We start from the raw sequence: 16,492 nt of genomic DNA, 5'->3' as shown, positions 1-16,492 counted from the left end.
CCGCCCCATGTCCGGACCCGTGGAACCCCTGCCCGACTGCGCGGACGACCCCACCGGTGCGCTGCGCGCCATGTTCGTGGACCTCGTGCAGGGCAGGCGGATCGCGCAGGGGCAGGAACCCGCCCTTCGGCCCGTCTTCCTCAAGGCCCACGGCTCCGCCCGGGGCGTCCTCACCGTCGACGCCGACCTGCCCGACGAGCTGCGTGTCGGCTTCCTGGCGGCGGCCGGAGCCCAGGGCGGGCTGACCGCGTGGGTGCGGTTCTCCAGCGACACCGTGCCCTCCCGGTCCGACCTGCGCACCACCCTCGGCGTCGGGATCAAACTCTTCGGGGTCCCCGGCGCGAAGCTCCTGCCGGACGAGAGCGCCGCGGACACCCAGGACCTGCTGCTCCAGAACCACGACGTGTTCTTCGTCGACACCGCCCGTGACATGTGCGCGATCACCCGGGCCGGGGCGGTCGACAACGTCCTCCAGGCCTATCTGGACAGCCATCCGGTCACCCGTACGGTCCTCCAGGACATGGCCACGGCGGAGGCGAGCACCCTCACGGCCACGTACTGGAGCGTGCTGCCGTACGGCTTCGGGGGCGAGCGGCACGTCAAGTACAAGCTCGTCCCGGCGGGCTGCCCGGACGGTGATCCGCAGGCAGCGCCGCCCGACGAGGACCCGTCCTTCCTCCGGAGCGACCTGCGGCACCGGCTGGCCGCCGGGGAGGCGGCGTTCGACCTGTTCGTGCAGGTGCGCGCCGACCCCGAGCGCATGCCCCTGGACCGGGCCACCGTCCGCTGGGAGGAGGCGGAGAGCGCCCCGGTCCGGGTGGCCCGGCTGACCCTGCACCAGCAGGACACGGAGGCCCGCGGCCAGCCCGCGTACGGCGAGAACCTCGCCTTCAACCCCTGGCACTCCCTGCCCGTGCACCGCCCGGCCGACAGCATCGCCGAGGCCCGCCGCGAGGTGGCCGAGCCGCCCGACGAGGAGGTCTCGACGGGCTTCATCACCAAGATCAGCCGCTTCCCCGGCCGCGCGTGACGGGCGGCGACGACGCGGTCGTGGCGGGCGGGTGCGATGCGGGCGTGCCGGGCTGTGACGCGGTGGCGGCAAGCGGGTACGACTCGGTGGCGGCAAGCGGGTACGACTCGGTGGCGGCGGACTGCAACGCGGGTGCGCCCGGCTGCTACACGGTGACGGCAGGCGGGTACGACGCTGTGGCGGCGGGCTGCGACGCGGTCGTGGCGGGCGCCGGGCCGGCCGGGTCGGTCGCGGCGCTGTGCCTGGCCCGCGCGGGCCGCCGCGTCCTGCTCCTCGATCCCCGGCCCGGTGATCCCCGGCCCGGTGGCCGCCCGGCGGGGCCCGCGGCGAAATCGGCCGCGGCCGATTCCGAGCGGCCGCCACGAGACCTCCCGCGCGACCGGCCACGAGGAGCGGGCCCGTACCGGATCGGCGAGACCCTGCCGCCCGCCGCCCGGCCCCTCCTGCGTGACCTGGGCCTGCTGGACGGTCTCGGCGCCGACGGGCACCTGCCCTGCACCGGCACCGAGGCGGCCTGGGGCTCCGGGGAGCTGTACGGGCGGGGGAACGTCCTGGACCCGCATGGGCCCGACTGGCATCTGGACCGCGTGCGGTTCGACGCGTTCCTGCGCGGCGCGGCCGTGGAAGCCGGAGCCCGACTCGTGTGCGGCGTCGCGGTGCGCCGGACGGGCCGGCCGGGAGAATGGCAGCTGGTGGTGCGGGAGCGTGGGGAGGGGCAAGAGCGCGGAGAGGAGCGGGAGGTGCCCTGCCCGTGGGTGGTGGACGCCACCGGCCGACGCGCGGTGATCGCCCGGCACAGCGCCATGCGGCTGCGGCAGGACCGGCTCGTGGCCGCGTACGCCGTGCTGCCCGGCCCCGCACCGGCCGACCAGGACCTGCGCACGCTCGTCGAGGCGGCACCGGACGGCTGGTGGTACACCGCGCGCGTGCCGGCCGGGCGGCTGGTCGCCCATCTCACCGACCGCGACCTCGCCGATCCCCGGCTGCGCACCGCCACCGGGTTCCTGGAACGGGCGGCCCGTACCCGGCATGTGCGGACCCGGTTGGACGGCTACGCGGCCGGGCCGCGGCCTGAACCGCGCTGGGCGCCGGCCCACGGGCAGCGGCTCGCCCCGCCGGCCGGACCGGGCTGGGTGGCCGCCGGGGACGCCGCGCTCGCCTGCGACCCGCTCTCCTCCCAGGGGATCCTGACGGCCCTGCACACCGGCGTCCGCGCGGCGCGGGCCGTCGACCGCTGTCTGCGCGGCCCCGATCGTGGCGACGAGGACGCGCTCGCGGAGTACAGGGCGTTCGTCGACGGGGTGGCGGCCCGCTACCTCACGCACCACGCCCGGGCCTACGCGGACGAACAGCGTTGGTCGTCGGCCCCGTTCTGGGCTCGGCGCCGTTCAGTGGGCCTCGTGGACACCCTCTCAGGGGCTTTCACGCAAGGTATCGACGCGGGGCGCTGACCGGCTTCCCGCACGCTGGGCAGGCCGGTTCCGCCCCAGGGGGCGCATGGAGCGCATTCGTAGCACAGGGGCGCACAAGAGGCGCGCGATCGCTCGACGAAGTGCGCTCCTCAGGCCTCGGTGTAACGGAACTCGGGGCCGAAGGTCCGGCCGCTTCCGTCGGGCAGCGGTCGCTCCATCAGGCTGCGTGCCGGCCCCTGCAGGTCGAACATCGTGCCGATGGCCTTCGTCAGCAGTTCCTTCGCCTTCGCCGGCAGATCCGTCTGCCAGGCCGCCTCCAGGAGGCGCAGCATCTCGCTGTACGCGTGGTTGACGGCATCGAGCAGTTCGCGCGTCCCGGCGTCGACGACCGCCGAGCCCGACGTGTCCCAACCGCCCGCGGGGACGGTGGCCATCGGCAGGGCGCGGGGCATGGGGATCTCGTCGCCCGTGAACTCCCATCGGTCCGGGTTCTCGGCGGTCTTGACGAGCTTGCGGCCGTGGAAGATCTCGCGGAAGACGTGGTAGTGGGCGGGCTCGCCCGGCTCGCCCGGATGCGGGTTCACGGGTGAGCCCGACGTTCCCTCGCCCTGCTCCTTGATGACCTCGATGGCAGCGGTCACCTGGGGGAGGCCGGTGAGTGCCACGACGCTGTTGCCCTGCCCGTGGTGGGACATGTTCCGGGTGAGCTGCCGGGTCCCCGCGATCAGGTCGGCGTGGGTGCGGAACACATCGAGGATCGCCGTGTAGAAGGCGCCGATCGAGGTGGACGCGCGGGATTCGGCGAGCGGGTCGTCGGGCGCCTCGATACGCGAGTAGAGGTCCAGCGACTCCTTCGTCAGCCCGCTCAGGAACACGGTCAGACCGGGCCGTACGCCACCGGGCAGCAAGCCCGGATACGCCGGCACCGTCCTCGGGTCGGCCAGCCGCGGGGCACCGCCGATGGTGGTGAGCATGTTGCCGGCCAGGGCGAGGTGGGACATCTCGTCGAAGACGATCCGCCGGATCGCCTCGAACGCGTCGCCGTCCCGGTCGGGGTCCTCGATGGACCAGAGGCCGCACAAGTAGGGCGGGAGCGTGGCCAGTTCCAGCATGACGGCCTGCTGGAGGGACTCCTTCAGCCAATCCGCGTCGCGATGATCGGCGGGCTCCCCCATCAGCTCGACGATCCTGTTGCTCCGGTAGTCGAGAAGCGCGGTCACGACCGCCCCTTCCTCGCAGCCAGGTTCGTGCTTCCGCGACGGGGCCACCCGCACAGGTCATCGTGGTTTCCGACAGGGCGAGTTCCGCCGGGCACGACTGGGGGAATCAGTTGTCTTCCACGCTACGTCAGCCATGGGCCGGCGGCGACCCGGGCGAGTTGCGCGCCGCGGCGGCCGGGCCGAGACTGAAACCGTAGCGCGCGCGTCGCGCGCCTGCTCGCACGCCGCTCCCAACGCGTGGATGCCGTAGGGCACTTTCGGCGATCTCTCGCCCACCTCTCGCCGCTCCCGCGCCCGACGCGGAGCTCCGTCCCGAGCCAGTACTTGACTCATCAACAGGAGTTGATGACGGTGCGTCAGAGCGTTGACACGACCTCCGGTTCCTCCGCTTCCCCCTATCCACGCGGTTCCTCCGATCCACGCGGTTCCCTCGATTCCTTCGAGGCACTCCTGCTCGAGGCCCACCCGGAGACCGCGCTCATCTACGAGCTCGGCTCACGGCTGCGGACGCTTCCCATGCCCCTCGCGGATCCGGACGACCTCACCCAGAAGCTGAACGCCCACCCCATGCCCACGCCCGACTTCCCCCTGCCGGTCCACCCCTGCCTGCCTCCCGAGCTGTTCCCCGTCTACGATGAGGCCGACCTCGCGGTCAAACTGACCGCCATGGTCCGGGTGTTCCTCCGGCAGGCGACGAACGGGAACTCGACGGCGCGCCTCACCCACCCGTTCCATCGGCAACTGGCCACCGTGTCAGGCAAGTCCACGAGCACCAGCCGCAGGACCGGGTTCTTCGGGGACCGGTCCCTGTTCGGCGGGGAGCAGCGGGGCGGCTCGGCCGAGGACTTTCAGATCCCGTGGTTCGTCACACTGGTCCTGACCGACTGCGCCAGCGAGGAGCTGCTGCCCTGGTCCTGGATCACGGACGGCTACAACACCTACCTGTTCGACGCCAACGCCCAGTTCATCGCGCTCATCGACGGGATGTGGACCTCCTACGGAGTCCTGGTCATGCGCGAGGGCTACGTCAACCGGACCTTCGTCCTGGACCAGGCGACCATGGCGGGAACGACCCAGCACATCTGCCTGAACCGGGCCTGACCACGGCCCGGACGGTTTCGCGGAAGGAGACCGAACGTCATGGCGACGTACACCAAGCCGGCACTCAACCCGCAGTCCTTCGAGCAGCTCGTCCAGCAGCTGAAGGCCGACGAGAACGAACGCCGCAGAGCGATCGGAATCATCCAGACGAGCGGCGCCCTGGCCTTCGGCGAGGAGTACTTCTCGCTCACGGACAAGCAGCGCGCCCAGTTGGTCGAGGCCACGGCAACGCCCGAGGACGCCTTCACCTGGCAGGCCCTGCTCAGTCAGGGACTGGCCCAGGGCGTGCCGATCATCATCACGCCCACGGTCACCGAGTCGTCGTCCGTGGACATCGGCGTGCACGTCGGCGGCGTGGACATCGAGGTCCACATCGAGTGTCCCTTCTAGCAGCCGATTCCGGAGGACTCGCCGCCGGCAGGCCCGCGGGTCCTCCGGTCCGGGCGGTGGAGGCAACATCATGGCCCTGCGCATCACCATCGACATGTTCTCCGGACGCCCCAACCCCTCGTGGGAGATCAGCGATCCGGACCAGGTCGGCTACCTGGAGGAGCTGCTGCTCCGCACTCCCGAGGCCCGCGGCGAAGTCCACAGCGGCTACACCGGACTCGGCTTCGACGGGGTGCGGGTTGAGTTCACCGAGGGACCCGGCAGGGAGGGCTTGCCGCAGCGGTTCGAGCTCGCCGGGGGCGCCGCGAAGGACGAGGCCGCGAGCGCGGAACTGGCGGCGAAGCTGGTGGAGACGATGCCCTCGAACCTGTCGGAGGGCGGGGGCATCGACAACGGCACCTGGTACGCCGACGCCATGCGGACGACCGCCCAGGAGGAGATCGCTCGGACCGGGCGGGCCGATGGCGGCGGCCGGGCGGCTTCGACGCGCCCCGGAGACCAGCAGCAGACGGGTGCCACCGGCGAAGTCACGGGCGCCACCGGCGAGGCCACGGGGGTCACCGACGAGGTCAGGGAGCAGTTGCGACGGCTCGCCGACGGAAAGCCCTTCTGCGCCTTCGACAGCCAGGTGTGGGCCCCCGAGTACTGGAACCACCCCTTGATCGAGCCGTACAACAACTGCTACGCGTACGCCGTGGCCATCCGGACCGACACGTTCGCGCGGCCCGGCCGCAAGCACGGGTACGAGATCCCCGCGACGATGCTGGGCTTCCAGGTGGCCGTGGGCCTCTACAAGGACGGGCTGTCGATGTACGGGTTCCCCTGCCAGCCCCCGGGGAGCAGCCGGTTCGTCGTGGGCCTGTGCACCGGCACCTTCTCGACCGGCGTCCGGGACTTCCATTTCTACCGCTATCACCTGGAAGGCTTCTGGTCGCACAAGCGGGCCGGGAACGCGGCGCGGAAGACCGATGAGTCGGGGCGCCTGATCACGGACCCGACGACGTGCGACCGCGGCATCTACACCGAGTGGTACGGCCTGTTCCAGTCGAACGCTCTGGTGACGATCCGCTGACCCCGACAATCCGCTGACCCCGACGATCCGCTGATCCTGACGGTCCGGTGCCCCCGACGGTCCGCTGGCGCTGACGGTCCGGTGCCCCGGGAGTCCGGCGCTCCGATCTCCCGTAGGCATCAGCGGCGCCGCCTGCCGTCGCCCTCAGCCCTGACCGGTGGGTCGCAGTTCGCGTTCGAGGGCGGAGAGGGCGAAGGCGTGCGCGGAGGTGTGCTGCCAGCGGGGCCGTCCGAACATCACGTCCTCGGCGAGCCCGCTCAGCATGGCCACGGCCCGGACGGTGAACTCCGGCAGGTCCACCTCGGCGAAGTACCCCAGGTCCCGGCCCTCGCGGAGGATGACCTCCAGGCGTTCGTCCCAGCCGTCCAGCAGCTCCGTGAGGATGCGCTTGCCCGCTTCGTCGTGGCGCTGGGCCAGTACCTGCGTCCACAGTGCGTAGCGCTCGTCGCCCTGGTGGCGTGGCAGGTAGGCGCGGACGAACAGGTCCAGCTTCTCCGCAGGTGACGCGGCCCGGTCGGCGGCCTGCTGGAAGCGGGTCCAGAGGTCCGCCTGACTCCACGCGAGGACTTCGAGCAGCAGCCGGTCCTTCTTGCCGAAGTGGTAGAGGATGTGCCCGGTGCTCATCCCGGCCCGCGCGGCGATGTCCGACATCCGCAGCGCCGCGGTGCCCTTCTCGGCGATGACGCTGATGGCGGCCCGCATGGCCCGCTCCCGCGCGTCGTCCCCGCTGCGCTGGCGTTTCCGGTCGATCGGGACCCGGGCCGCGGGCCGCGGGGCGCCTGCGGTGTCGGCGCCCGCCGATCCCATCACGCCGCTCGGCGGGGGGAGGCGGTCGGGCTCCGCGGGCCCGGTCTCTGACGTCGGCATGCGCTCACTTTCGATTCCGGAGATCCAGGTCCCAAGTCTAGGTTCCGCACATCTAGACCTTTAGTCTAGACTGAAAATCTAGTTAATGCGATGAGGAGTGCGGCACCCAGCTGTGCGCCGTCGCCCGACGGCCAACGGCCCGCCCTGCCCTGACTCACCACCCAGGAGACACCCACATGACGCGCGGATTCGATGTCGTGGAGACCTGTATCGCCGACCTGCGCTCAGCGCTGGAGAAGGGCGAGACGACAGCGGTCGAGCTGCTCGACGCCTACCTCGCGCGGATCGACGCGTACGACCGGCCCGGTACCGCCACCGCCCTGAACGCGATGGTCGTCATGAACCCGCGCGCCCGGGCGGACGCGGAGGCCTCAGACGCCCGCCGCGCCCGCGGCGAGACGCTGGGCCCACTGGACGGCATCCCGTACACCGCCAAGGACAGCTACCTCGCCGAGGGGCTCACGGCCGCGTCCGGCTCCCCGGCCTTCGAGCACCTCGTCGCCCAGCGCGACGCCTTCGCCATCGAGCGGCTGCGCGCGGGCGGTGCGGTCCTCATCGGCCTCACCAACATGCCGCCGATGGCGAACGGCGGCATGCAGCGTGGTGTGTACGGCCGCGCGGAGAGCCCGTACAGCGCCGACTGGCTCACCAGCGCCTACGGCTCCGGCTCCTCCAACGGCTCCGGCACGGCCACGGCGGCGTCCTTCGGCGCGTTCGGCCTCGGCGAGGAGACCTGGTCCTCTGGCCGCGCCCCCGCCTCGAACAACGCACTGTGCGCCTACACCCCCAGCCGCGGCGTGATCTCGGTCCGCGGCAACTGGCCGCTCGTCCCGACCATGGACGTCGTCGTCCCGCACACCCGCACCATGGCCGACCTGCTGGAACTGCTCGACGTCATCGTCGCCGACGACCCGCAGACGCGCGGGGACCTGTGGCGCGCCCAGCCGTGGGTGGCGCTGCCCCCGGCCTCGCAGGTGCGCCCCGCCTCCTACCCGGCCCTCGCGCCCGCCGACGCCGAGGCCGCGTCCGGCGCGCTCGCCGGCAAGCGCGTCGGCGTGCCCAGGATGTACGTCAACGCCGACCCCGCCGCCGGGACGAACCCCGACGGAGGCATCGGCGGCCAGACCGGGCAGCGCGTCGACACGCGCCCCTCGGTGATCACCCTGTGGGAAGCCGCCCGCCGCGACCTGGAGGCCGCCGGCGCCGAGGTGGTCGAGGTCGACTTCCCGGTGGTGTCGAACTACGAGTCCGACCGCCCCGGTGCGCCCTCGCTGCTCACCCGCGGCCTGGTCAGCCGCGAGTACCTCACCTTCGAGATCGAGGACCTGTCCGCCTGGGCCTGGGACGACTTCCTGCGGGCCAACGGCGACCCGGCGCTCTCCACGCTGGCCGACGTGGACGGCGCCCGCATCTGGCCCAAGCAGGAAGGCGAGCTTCCCGACCGGTACGACGGCTTCGACGACACGGTCGGCGACTACCCCCGCTTCGTGCGCGAGCGCCCGTACGCCTCCCTCGCCGACATGCCGCAGCTCGAGCAGGGGCTGCGCGGCCTCGAGGAGACGCGCCGCGTCGACCTGGAGCTGTGGATGGACGGACTGGGCCTGGACGCGGTGGTCTTCCCCGCGGTGGCCGACGTGGGCCCCGCGGACATGGACGTCGACGAGGCGTCCGCCGACCTCGGCTGGCGCAACGGCGTCTGGGTCGCCAACGGCAACCTGGTCCCCCGCCACCTCGGCATCCCGACCGTGACCGTGCCCATGGGCACCATGGCAGACATCGGCATGCCCGTCGGGCTGACCTTCGCGGGCCGCGCGTACGACGACAACGCCCTGCTGTCCCTCGCGGCGGCCTTCGAGAAGACGGGCAGCCGGCGCACCCTCCCGCCTCGCACGCCGCGCCTGTCGGCGGAGTGACAGCGGAGTGGCGGCGGTCGGCGGAGTGACAGCGGAGTGACCTGACGGAGCCCTCCGGGCGGATCACCACGGTCGGCGACGGAAGCGGACGGCCGACCGTACAGCGGCGGAAACGGACGGCCGACCGTACCGGAGCAGAGCGGACAAGCCGACCGTCCCGGACCAGAGCGGTCAGCCGGCCGTGCCGGACGGCGGGGAGGCCATGGCATCCGGCCATGCCCTCCCCGTTCGGCCATCTCCGTCAGGCGGCTCTGGCTCCGGCCCCGGCCTGCGGCAGCGGGGTCAGGGAGGCGTACTCCAGCGGGGCCGACGGGTCGATCGACACGTCCAGCGGGGCGGGCTCGGCGCCGGACCGTACGAGGAGGTCGCCGACGGCCGCGATCATGGCGCCGTTGTCCGTGCACAGCGTCATCGGGGGCACCCGCAGCTCCACCCCCGCGGCGGCGCACCGCTGCTCGGCCAGGCCCCGGACCCGGGAGTTCGCGGCCACCCCGCCGACCACGATCAGCGTCCTCACCTCGTGCGCCGCGCAGGCGGCCAGCGCCTTGCAGGTCAGGACATCGGCGACCGCCTCCTGAAGAGCGGCGGCCCCGTCCGCGACGGGCAGGCCGATCCCCTGGGCCCGGTGCTTCTCGACCCAGCGGGCGGCAGCCGTCTTGAGCCCGGAGAAGGAGAAGGCGTACGGGTCGTCACCCGGGCGCGTGAGGGGCCGGGGAAAGTCCACCGCGCGCGGGTTCCCCTCCCGGGCGGCCCGGTCGATGGCCGGCCCGCCCGGGTAGGACAGGCCCATGATGCGGGCGACCTTGTCGAAGCACTCCCCCGCCGCGTCGTCGAGCGTGTCCCCCAGGTGCAGGATCGGCTCGCGCACCAGGTCCCGGACGAGCAGCAGGGACGTATGCCCGCCGGAGACGATCAGCACCACGCACGGGGTGGGCAGCGGGCCGTGCTCAAGGGTGTCGGCGGCGACATGCCCGGCAAGGTGGTGCACGCCGTAGAGCGGCACCCCGGCCGCGTAGGCGAGGGTCTTCGCCCCGGCGAGACCGACCTGGAGAGCGCCGGAGAGACCCGGCCCGGTGGTGACGGCGACCGCGTCGATCTGCCTCAGCCGCAGCCCCGCCTGATCGAGCGCCTCCCGCACCACCGGATTGAACGCCTGCAGATGCGCCCGAGCGGCGATCTCCGGCACCACACCGCCGAACAGTGCGTGCTCGTCCATGCTCGACGCCACGACATGCGCGAGCAGCTTCCCGTCCCGCACGATCCCCGCGCCGGTCTCGTCGCACGACGACTCGATACCCAGGACGATCGGTCCACCCACTGCTGCCCACTCCTTCTGCTTAGATCTTGCACTTGCAATATATGGGCAATAAGAGAGTCCCGTGGCACGCCGGAGGTAGCCGAGGGGGGCTGATCGACCGGGAGTGCGGACACCGGCCCCCCCGCCCCACGCCACGCGCGCAGGCGAGCGCCGTCAGCTGTGCCCCGCCCCGCGTTCGGCGCCGTACGTGGGGCGCCGTACGCAGGGCTCCGCGCGCAGGAGCCCTGCGGCGCCCGCGACCCGGAGGCCCCGTCCCAGCGCCGGACCCGAATGGACCGCCCGAGCTGGGCTCCGAGAGCCAAACGCGGGGAGACTGGCCGTCAAGGCCTCGAGGCGCTTCCACGCGCCGCGTCGAAGGACCTTCCGGAGCGGAAGCCAGTACGACGAGGGAGCGGTGAATGACGGCGGAACCAGGGACCTCGTCGAGTTCCCGGCAGCAGTCGGCCGGTCTTGGATCTCACGACGCCACGGACCTCCGAAGAATCGGCATCCATCCCGACTTCTGGTATCCGGTCGCCCTTTCCCGGAACGTCCCCAGGGGAAAGGCGTTCGCCGCCGTTTTCGCGGGTGAGCGGATTGCCCTGTACCGCGGGCGGAGCGGCAGCGTCTTCGCGCTCGAGGACCGCTGTGCGCACCGCCAGGTGCCCCTGAGCATGGGCGTCGTGGAGGGTGACACGCTCCGGTGCTGCTACCACGCGTGGACGTATCGCGGCAACGGACGCATCTCTCAGATCCCCTACCTTCCCAAGGGAGTCGACAGACCGCCACGAGGCGTTCGCGCGTACCCGGTCCGCGAAGCGTACGGCCTGGTGTTCGTTTTCCCGGGTGATGCGGAGAAGGCCGCCGAGGCGGAGTTCCCGAATCTTCCGGGCTTTGATTCCCAGCACAAGACGATGACGTTCTCTCGCACCGTGCGCTGCCATTACAGCTTCATGCACGAGAATCTGCTCGACATGAACCATCAGTTCCTGCACCGGAAGATCCTGGGAAAGATTCAACCGAAACTTCTCGGATACGAGACCGGGCCGCAGTTCGTCGAGGCTCGCTATCTCTTCATTCCGCAGGGCGGGAAGAAGGACCGCGGTGCGGGGCTGCTCTCCGCCGAAGGGCTTTCCGGCAGCAGCTCCCCCGACGCCATCACCGTGCGCACGCAGTATCCGTACCAGACGCTGCAGGCAGTGCCCGAGAATTCCGGGCAGCCCGCGTTCTCACTCTGGGTCGCGTATGTGCCCGAGGACGCCGAGCAGCGCACCAACCACGCCTACGGTCTTCTGACCATCGCGAAGCCGGGGATCCCCGGTGTACTCGACATCGCCTGGCCCCTCATCCGCCGATTCACGGAGCGTGTCTTCGCTCAGGACCGGATGGCGGTGGAGGCCGAGCAGAGGGCGTGGGACGAACAGGGCGAGGACCGGAACAACGAGGTCTTCCCGCTGATTCTCGATGTGCGCGAGGTGCTGCGCACCAACGGGGTCCCGCTCACACCGCCCAGCTGCTGACCGACGTCTGTCGGCGGTGACGGTAGCTCCGCGCCCCTGCGGCCGAGGACGAAGCTCCGGAGCCGGACGTCGCCTCAGACTCCGGGCATCGCAGGTAGCGGGAGGCGCGCGCCGGATGCGCGTCGCGCGTTGTGATCTATCCACCAAGGCGGGGCGGTCGGGCGGATCATAGGGTGGCCCCATGCCTAGAACTTCTCCCGCCGTGGCCCTCGACGCCCTGCTCGCCGGCAACACGCGCTTCGTGTCCGGCGCGCCCCAGCACCCCAACCAGGACGCCGCCCGCCGCACCGAGCTGGCCCCCGGCCAGGACCCCTTCGCCGTGATCCTCGGATGCTCCGACTCACGACTGGCCGCCGAGATCATCTTCGACCAGGGACTCGGCGACCTCTTCGTCGTCCGCACCGCCGGCCACGTCCTGGGAACCGAGGTACTGGGCAGCGTCGAATACGCCACCAGCGTGCTCGGCGCCCGCCTCGTCGTCGTCCTCGGCCACGACTCCTGCGGCGCCGTCGCCGCCGCACGCGCCGCCGTCGAAGACGGCTTCGCCGCCGGCGGCTTCGTCCGCGACATCGTCGAACGCGTCACCCCCAGCATCCTCGCCGCCCGCACCGCCGGACTCACCGCCGACACCGACATCATCGACGAACACATCCGCCACACCGTCGACCTCATGCTCGAACGCTCCCGACTCCTCTCCGACCAGGTCGCATCCGGCGACGTCGCCATCGTCGGCCTCGGCTACGCCCTCACCGAAGGCAACGCCCGAATCGTCACCACCCACGGCGACGTACACACCGAAACAGCCGAGGCAGGGACGGGCCCCGCGTCCGCATGACCTCGCGTTTCGACTGCTCGGCTTTCGACTGCTCGGCCGTGGAGGCCTGTGCGGCGGGCCTCCAGGAAGAGTGCCCGCTGCTAGGCCCGCGTTGACGGCGGCGGGTTGCCGCCCGGAGGGGCCGGACTCTCCGGGTGGTGTACGTCGCCGCTGCCGAGCAGGATGCGGGCCCGGACCCGCATCGGCTCGTCGCCGCGCCGGGAGAGCAGGACCAGCCCGTCGACCAGGGCCGTCATGGGACCGAGGAGGTCCCCCGCCGTACGGGCGAGGACATGCGGGTCCTTGGTACGGCCGAGGGACAGGTGCGGGGTGAAGCCGCGCGACGGCGATCCGCACAGCGGGAAGCGGAGGTCCAGCGACTCCCGCAGCCGCACCCAGGGCTCGTGATCCGCTGCGGCCGGGTCGAGCCAGACGGTAGCGTCCTCGCGGTGTGCGAACCAGTGGACGCCCTCCAGGCGGGCGGTGAACGGCGGCGTCTCGGCGAGCGCCGCGGCGACCAGCGGCAGGGCGCGGGGGAACTCGGCCTCGGGGACGAACCCGAAGAGCACGTTGACGTGCGGCGGCCAGCGGTGGATCTGCCGGTCGTGTGCGCGGCGGATGTGCTGGATCGGCGGCCACAGCTCGGGCGGCGGCACCCAGGCGACGGCGGTGCGGTTCGTCGACGGGACGGCGAGGACGTCGAGGGCCGCGCCGGGTGCGGGATCCGCCTTGGGACCGACCGGCCCGCCAAGCGTCTCGTCGAGCCGGTCGACACCGGAGGCCCGGTCCCAGACGACCTGGCCGCCCACCTCGAAGAACAGCACCCGGTGCCAGGGGATCTCCCCGCCCGGCGCGAAGTCGGCGAGCAGGACGCGCTTCGGTGGGGCCCCGCGCTCGGCGACCCCCATGACGAACCGCTCGGGGTCGAAGCGCGGGTCCCAGAGCACGCGGTGGTAGATCTCGTCGCTGGTGTGCACGTGAGCACCCGCCCTCGACCATCAGGGTGACGCGCGGCGGGCCGGCCGTGCAAGTCCCCAGCCGCCGAGGAGGCAGTCATCCAGGGCGACGAGGGCCCGCAGCAGTATCGGGGTTCACCGGTGTCGGTACGCCCGTGACCCCGCGCCCATGGGCATCGCCTCGGACAGCGTCGGGAATGTGTGGGTCGCCAACTCGGGACTCGTCGGCATCCCCTGCGGAGGCACGGGAGCCCTGCCTCCCGAAGGCTGCGCTCTCGACCCCCGGGGCAGCGCTGCCGACTCCTCGGTGATCATGATTCGCCCCGATGGCACCACACCGCTCCGGCCGTACGAGCGCGGCGGGAGCGGCGTGGGGCATCGCCGTCGACGGCGACGACAACGTCAGGGCTCGTGCTTCGGCGGTCGGCGCGGTCAGCGGACCGGGCGCAGCGCCATGTATCTGCGGCCGTAGGGGAAGAGCCTCGTTTCACCGACCCGATCACTGTCGGCAACCGCCGCACGGTACTTCACGCCGTCGACGTAGAGGTGGCTTCCGTTCTCGATGCCCGGGGTGTCGAGCACCGACCGGGGAATGCCCGTGTCCCGGTTCCATGAGGTGCGTTCCTCGCGGGTGAGCCAGAAGACCGGCTCCCTCGGTGGCCATGCAGGGACGACCTTCACGTCCTCCAGGCTGCCGTCGGCGGTACCGGCAGCGGTGTTGCCGGCCTCCCAGGCGATCAGGCCCGGCACGCCGTGGTAGGTCAGGAAGAACGTCTGCTGGATCGTGTCGGTCAGCCCGAGGGGGCCTGCCTGGGCCAGGAGGGCGGGAACGATCCGGTGCCGGTAGAGGTCCAGCACACCGAGCACCGTTGCGCCGTGTGCCGTCCGCGCCTCGTCGATGATGTCGAGCGGGTCGACGCGCTGGAACGTCCTGAAGGCCACCAGCGTGGACAGGTCGCCCTCGACGGCGGGGCGTGCGTGGACCGCAGGCCGGGCCGGCGGTTGCGCCTGGAGAACGGCCTCGGGGCCACGGCTCCGAAGGGCTTCGACCAGGGCCGCCAGCCATCGTGTGCGTTCCACCGAGTTCGCCACCCGGTTCGGCGGGGTGGTCTCGTAGGCCGCGAACTGCTCAAGGGCGTCCGCGCAGGCAGCCGTCATCAGGTGGGCGCCCCAGTCGTGCACGGAACTCCCCACCGTGGCCAGGCGGATCCGGGCCGCGCTACGGACGTACTGCTCCTGGCGGTCGAGGGCGACGTGCTCGTCGGGGCGGCGCAGGTAGGCGAGGACCAGCCCGAGTCGGGCGTCGTCGGACCGCACGTCCTGACTGATCTCCCTGAGCAGGTCACTGGCCGGTGCCACGTGGAGCTCCAGTTCGTGCAGCAGGGTGACCGCTGCCTGACCCGGGTCCGTTCCCGGGCCCGCCATCACGGTCACCTTGATGAACGACTCGTGCGGCGCGAGGATCATCTGCGGCTCGAGCAGGAGCGCCTCCGCGATCAGGGTGCCCTGCGGTGCCTGGGGCGGACTCACGAACACACCGGTGGACCCGTGCTCATCGACGCTTGAAGCGAGTGCGTCGATGAATAGGTGACAGGTGGGGTTTCCGTCGACCAGGTCGAGGAATTCACGTAACTGCGGGCTGAACGATTTCCGATTGTCGATCAAGGACTGCAATGACGATTTGACGGCGGCGGGAACGGCAGGCTGCCCACTGAACTTCATCATTGTCCTGACAGTAGCGTCGACCGGAGGAGCTGAACAGACGGCCGACGCCGATGCGGCGAGAATACGGAAAAGCGGGGGCCACCCTTTCACTTCCGACCCTGAGTGAGCCTCTTTCATCCTGAGTTTCGCAGGTGAGGGGGGTGCGGGCGGCGGCGATGAGTTTGCTGATGCGGCCGGGGCCGTAGCGGGCGGCGATAGTCCCCCCGCAGAGCAATCCCGGGGGCCACGAACTCGTGATCCTCGTCGGCGTGACCGCGCCTGTCCGCACCCCGCCGCTCGGCATGCCTCGGAGCCAGGCAGTTGCCGTACCGCCCTCGGACTCGGCTTCCGCGGCGCGAGGGCCAGACGGCGTGACTGCGGCGGGGCCACGGGGCATGACTGCGGCGAGAGGGAGGGGCGTCCAGGCCGAGGGGGTCCGGCAGTCGGCTCAGCGGATTCTGTTGACCCGTTGAGTTTACGGCATACACTCACGCTTATGTCATATACAGCATCGCGCTCCGACGGCTTACCGCTGCGCACGTTCACGGGTGTCACCGGCGTCGCGTTCACCGTCCTGCAGGTCATCGAGGTGCCGCTCTACTTCGTCCATGACGGGGCACCGCCCGACTCCAACGTGCTGACGCGCATCATGCTCAGCCTGGTCGTCCTCGTCCTGCTTCTGGGATTCGCCACCGGAGTCCGCGAGCTCGTCCGCCGGGCGGACCCGGCCTGCGGCTGGGTCGCGGACCTCGCGTACGGCGCGGCACTGGCCTACATCGCGGGCACCTTCGTCGCCCACTCCCTGCAGGCCGGGGAGGTCATAGCCGCCGCGGAGCCGGTCGATCCGACCATCACCGCGGAGGGCTCCTATCTGCTGTACGGCTCGATCGGCCGCATCCTCACCGCGGTCTTCCTGGTGGCCGCCGGGTACGCCGCTGCACGCTCAGGACTGCTGTTCCCATGGGCCGCCCGGTCGGCTTACGCCATCGCCCTGATCAATCTCGCGTTCGTCCCGTCGCTCTACTTCGGCAATGACACCGGAGAGTTCTTCAGCGCCAACGGATGGGGCACAACGGCCGTCATCGCCAGCCTGTACGCCTACTGGGTCCTCGCGTTCGGCATCGCACTGCTCCAACACCGAAACGCCCGCCACTATGCTGGGCGACCGGAATCGGCCTCGGGGAATCGGCGGTAGC

The 16,492-nt window shown here is 71.4% G+C and carries 14 protein-coding genes; 9 read left to right on the top strand and 5 right to left on the bottom strand.

Features of this window, described 5'->3' with window-relative positions; all coding sequences use genetic code 11:
* Positions 1-7 precede the first annotated feature (7 nt).
* The gene (locus AMK27_RS07020; protein WP_073903602.1) at positions 8-1,030 is read left to right on the top strand and encodes a hypothetical protein; all 1,023 of its coding nucleotides are present in this window, start codon (positions 8-10) and stop codon (positions 1,028-1,030) included.
* Positions 1,031-1,074: 44 nt separating this feature from the next.
* Positions 1,075-2,481, top strand: coding sequence for an FAD-dependent oxidoreductase (locus AMK27_RS07015; RefSeq protein ID WP_338014285.1), 1,407 nt, complete (start codon positions 1,075-1,077; stop codon positions 2,479-2,481).
* Between the two features lie 110 nt (positions 2,482-2,591).
* Here AMK27_RS07015 and AMK27_RS07010 read toward each other — a convergent pair whose 3' ends face one another.
* Positions 2,592-3,662 carry a ferritin-like domain-containing protein gene (locus AMK27_RS07010; protein WP_073903600.1) on the bottom strand — a complete coding sequence of 357 codons (1,071 nt, stop codon included), beginning with the start codon at positions 3,660-3,662 and terminating at the stop codon, positions 2,592-2,594.
* A gap of 351 nt (positions 3,663-4,013) precedes the next feature.
* Between AMK27_RS07010 and AMK27_RS07005 the strand changes: the two genes are divergently transcribed.
* The 3 genes from AMK27_RS07005 (at position 4,014) to AMK27_RS06995 (ending at position 6,225) form a co-directional block, all read left to right on the top strand.
* Positions 4,014-4,763, top strand: a complete 750-nt coding sequence (locus AMK27_RS07005; RefSeq protein WP_143204819.1) for a hypothetical protein — start codon at positions 4,014-4,016, stop codon at positions 4,761-4,763.
* A gap of 39 nt (positions 4,764-4,802) precedes the next feature.
* Entirely contained in the window at positions 4,803-5,153 is a 351-nt protein-coding gene (locus AMK27_RS07000) for a hypothetical protein (protein WP_073903589.1), read from the top strand.
* A 70-nt stretch (positions 5,154-5,223) separates the two neighbouring features.
* Entirely contained in the window at positions 5,224-6,225 is a 1,002-nt protein-coding gene (locus tag AMK27_RS06995; protein WP_073903587.1) for a hypothetical protein, read from the top strand.
* Positions 6,226-6,369: 144 nt separating this feature from the next.
* Here AMK27_RS06995 and AMK27_RS06990 read toward each other — a convergent pair whose 3' ends face one another.
* Complete coding sequence (locus tag AMK27_RS06990) at positions 6,370-7,092, bottom strand: TetR/AcrR family transcriptional regulator (RefSeq protein ID WP_241847338.1); 723 nt, start codon at positions 7,090-7,092, stop codon at positions 6,370-6,372.
* Positions 7,093-7,268: 176 nt separating this feature from the next.
* On the opposite strand from AMK27_RS06990, the gene AMK27_RS06985 reads away from it, so the two are divergent.
* Complete coding sequence (locus AMK27_RS06985; RefSeq protein WP_073903585.1) at positions 7,269-9,005, top strand: amidase; 1,737 nt, start codon at positions 7,269-7,271, stop codon at positions 9,003-9,005.
* Positions 9,006-9,246: 241 nt separating this feature from the next.
* Here the strand turns inward: AMK27_RS06985 and tsaD are convergent, their stop codons facing one another.
* Positions 9,247-10,311, bottom strand: coding sequence for a tRNA (adenosine(37)-N6)-threonylcarbamoyltransferase complex transferase subunit TsaD (tsaD, locus tag AMK27_RS06980; RefSeq protein WP_073904058.1), 1,065 nt, complete (start codon positions 10,309-10,311; stop codon positions 9,247-9,249).
* A 410-nt stretch (positions 10,312-10,721) separates the two neighbouring features.
* Between tsaD and AMK27_RS06975 the strand changes: the two genes are divergently transcribed.
* Positions 10,722-11,822 carry an aromatic ring-hydroxylating oxygenase subunit alpha gene (locus AMK27_RS06975; RefSeq protein WP_079188236.1) on the top strand — a complete coding sequence of 367 codons (1,101 nt, stop codon included), beginning with the start codon at positions 10,722-10,724 and terminating at the stop codon, positions 11,820-11,822.
* A 181-nt stretch (positions 11,823-12,003) separates the two neighbouring features.
* Entirely contained in the window at positions 12,004-12,657 is a 654-nt protein-coding gene (locus AMK27_RS06970) for a carbonic anhydrase (RefSeq protein WP_073903583.1), read from the top strand.
* 80 nt (positions 12,658-12,737) lie between these two features.
* Here the strand turns inward: AMK27_RS06970 and AMK27_RS06965 are convergent, their stop codons facing one another.
* Positions 12,738-13,613 carry an RNA repair domain-containing protein gene (locus AMK27_RS06965; protein ID WP_073903581.1) on the bottom strand — a complete coding sequence of 292 codons (876 nt, stop codon included), beginning with the start codon at positions 13,611-13,613 and terminating at the stop codon, positions 12,738-12,740.
* Between the two features lie 411 nt (positions 13,614-14,024).
* Positions 14,025-15,122, bottom strand: a complete 1,098-nt coding sequence (locus AMK27_RS06960) for a hypothetical protein (RefSeq protein ID WP_143204818.1) — start codon at positions 15,120-15,122, stop codon at positions 14,025-14,027.
* 670 nt (positions 15,123-15,792) lie between these two features.
* Between AMK27_RS06960 and AMK27_RS06955 the strand changes: the two genes are divergently transcribed.
* Positions 15,793-16,491: a hypothetical protein gene (locus tag AMK27_RS06955; protein ID WP_073903577.1), complete on the top strand. Its 699-nt coding sequence runs from the start codon at positions 15,793-15,795 to the stop codon at positions 16,489-16,491.
* The last annotated feature ends 1 nt before the right edge of the window (position 16,492 follow it).

It is taken from the genome of Streptomyces sp. CB02009 (assembly GCF_001905825.1).
Lineage (GTDB): Bacteria > Actinomycetota > Actinomycetes > Streptomycetales > Streptomycetaceae > Streptomyces.
The sequence above is the reverse complement of the archived record's forward strand: the minus strand, read 5'-3'. Positions and strand labels throughout refer to the sequence as shown.

Excerpts from the sequence above, each read along its gene's own strand:
- AMK27_RS07020 (WP_073903602.1), top strand. The coding sequence starts at position 8 with ATGTCCGGACCCGTGGAACCCCTGCCCGACTGCGCGGACGACCCCACC.
- AMK27_RS07000 (WP_073903589.1), top strand. The coding sequence starts at position 4,803 with ATGGCGACGTACACCAAGCCGGCACTCAACCCGCAGTCCTTCGAGCAG.
- AMK27_RS06995 (WP_073903587.1), top strand. The coding sequence starts at position 5,224 with ATGGCCCTGCGCATCACCATCGACATGTTCTCCGGACGCCCCAACCCC.
- AMK27_RS06990 (WP_241847338.1), bottom strand. The coding sequence starts at position 7,092 with ATGCCGACGTCAGAGACCGGGCCCGCGGAGCCCGACCGCCTCCCCCCG.
- AMK27_RS06985 (WP_073903585.1), top strand. The coding sequence starts at position 7,269 with ATGACGCGCGGATTCGATGTCGTGGAGACCTGTATCGCCGACCTGCGC.
- AMK27_RS06975 (WP_079188236.1), top strand. The coding sequence starts at position 10,722 with ATGACGGCGGAACCAGGGACCTCGTCGAGTTCCCGGCAGCAGTCGGCC.
- AMK27_RS06970 (WP_073903583.1), top strand. The coding sequence starts at position 12,004 with ATGCCTAGAACTTCTCCCGCCGTGGCCCTCGACGCCCTGCTCGCCGGC.
- AMK27_RS06955 (WP_073903577.1), top strand. The coding sequence starts at position 15,793 with ATGTCATATACAGCATCGCGCTCCGACGGCTTACCGCTGCGCACGTTC.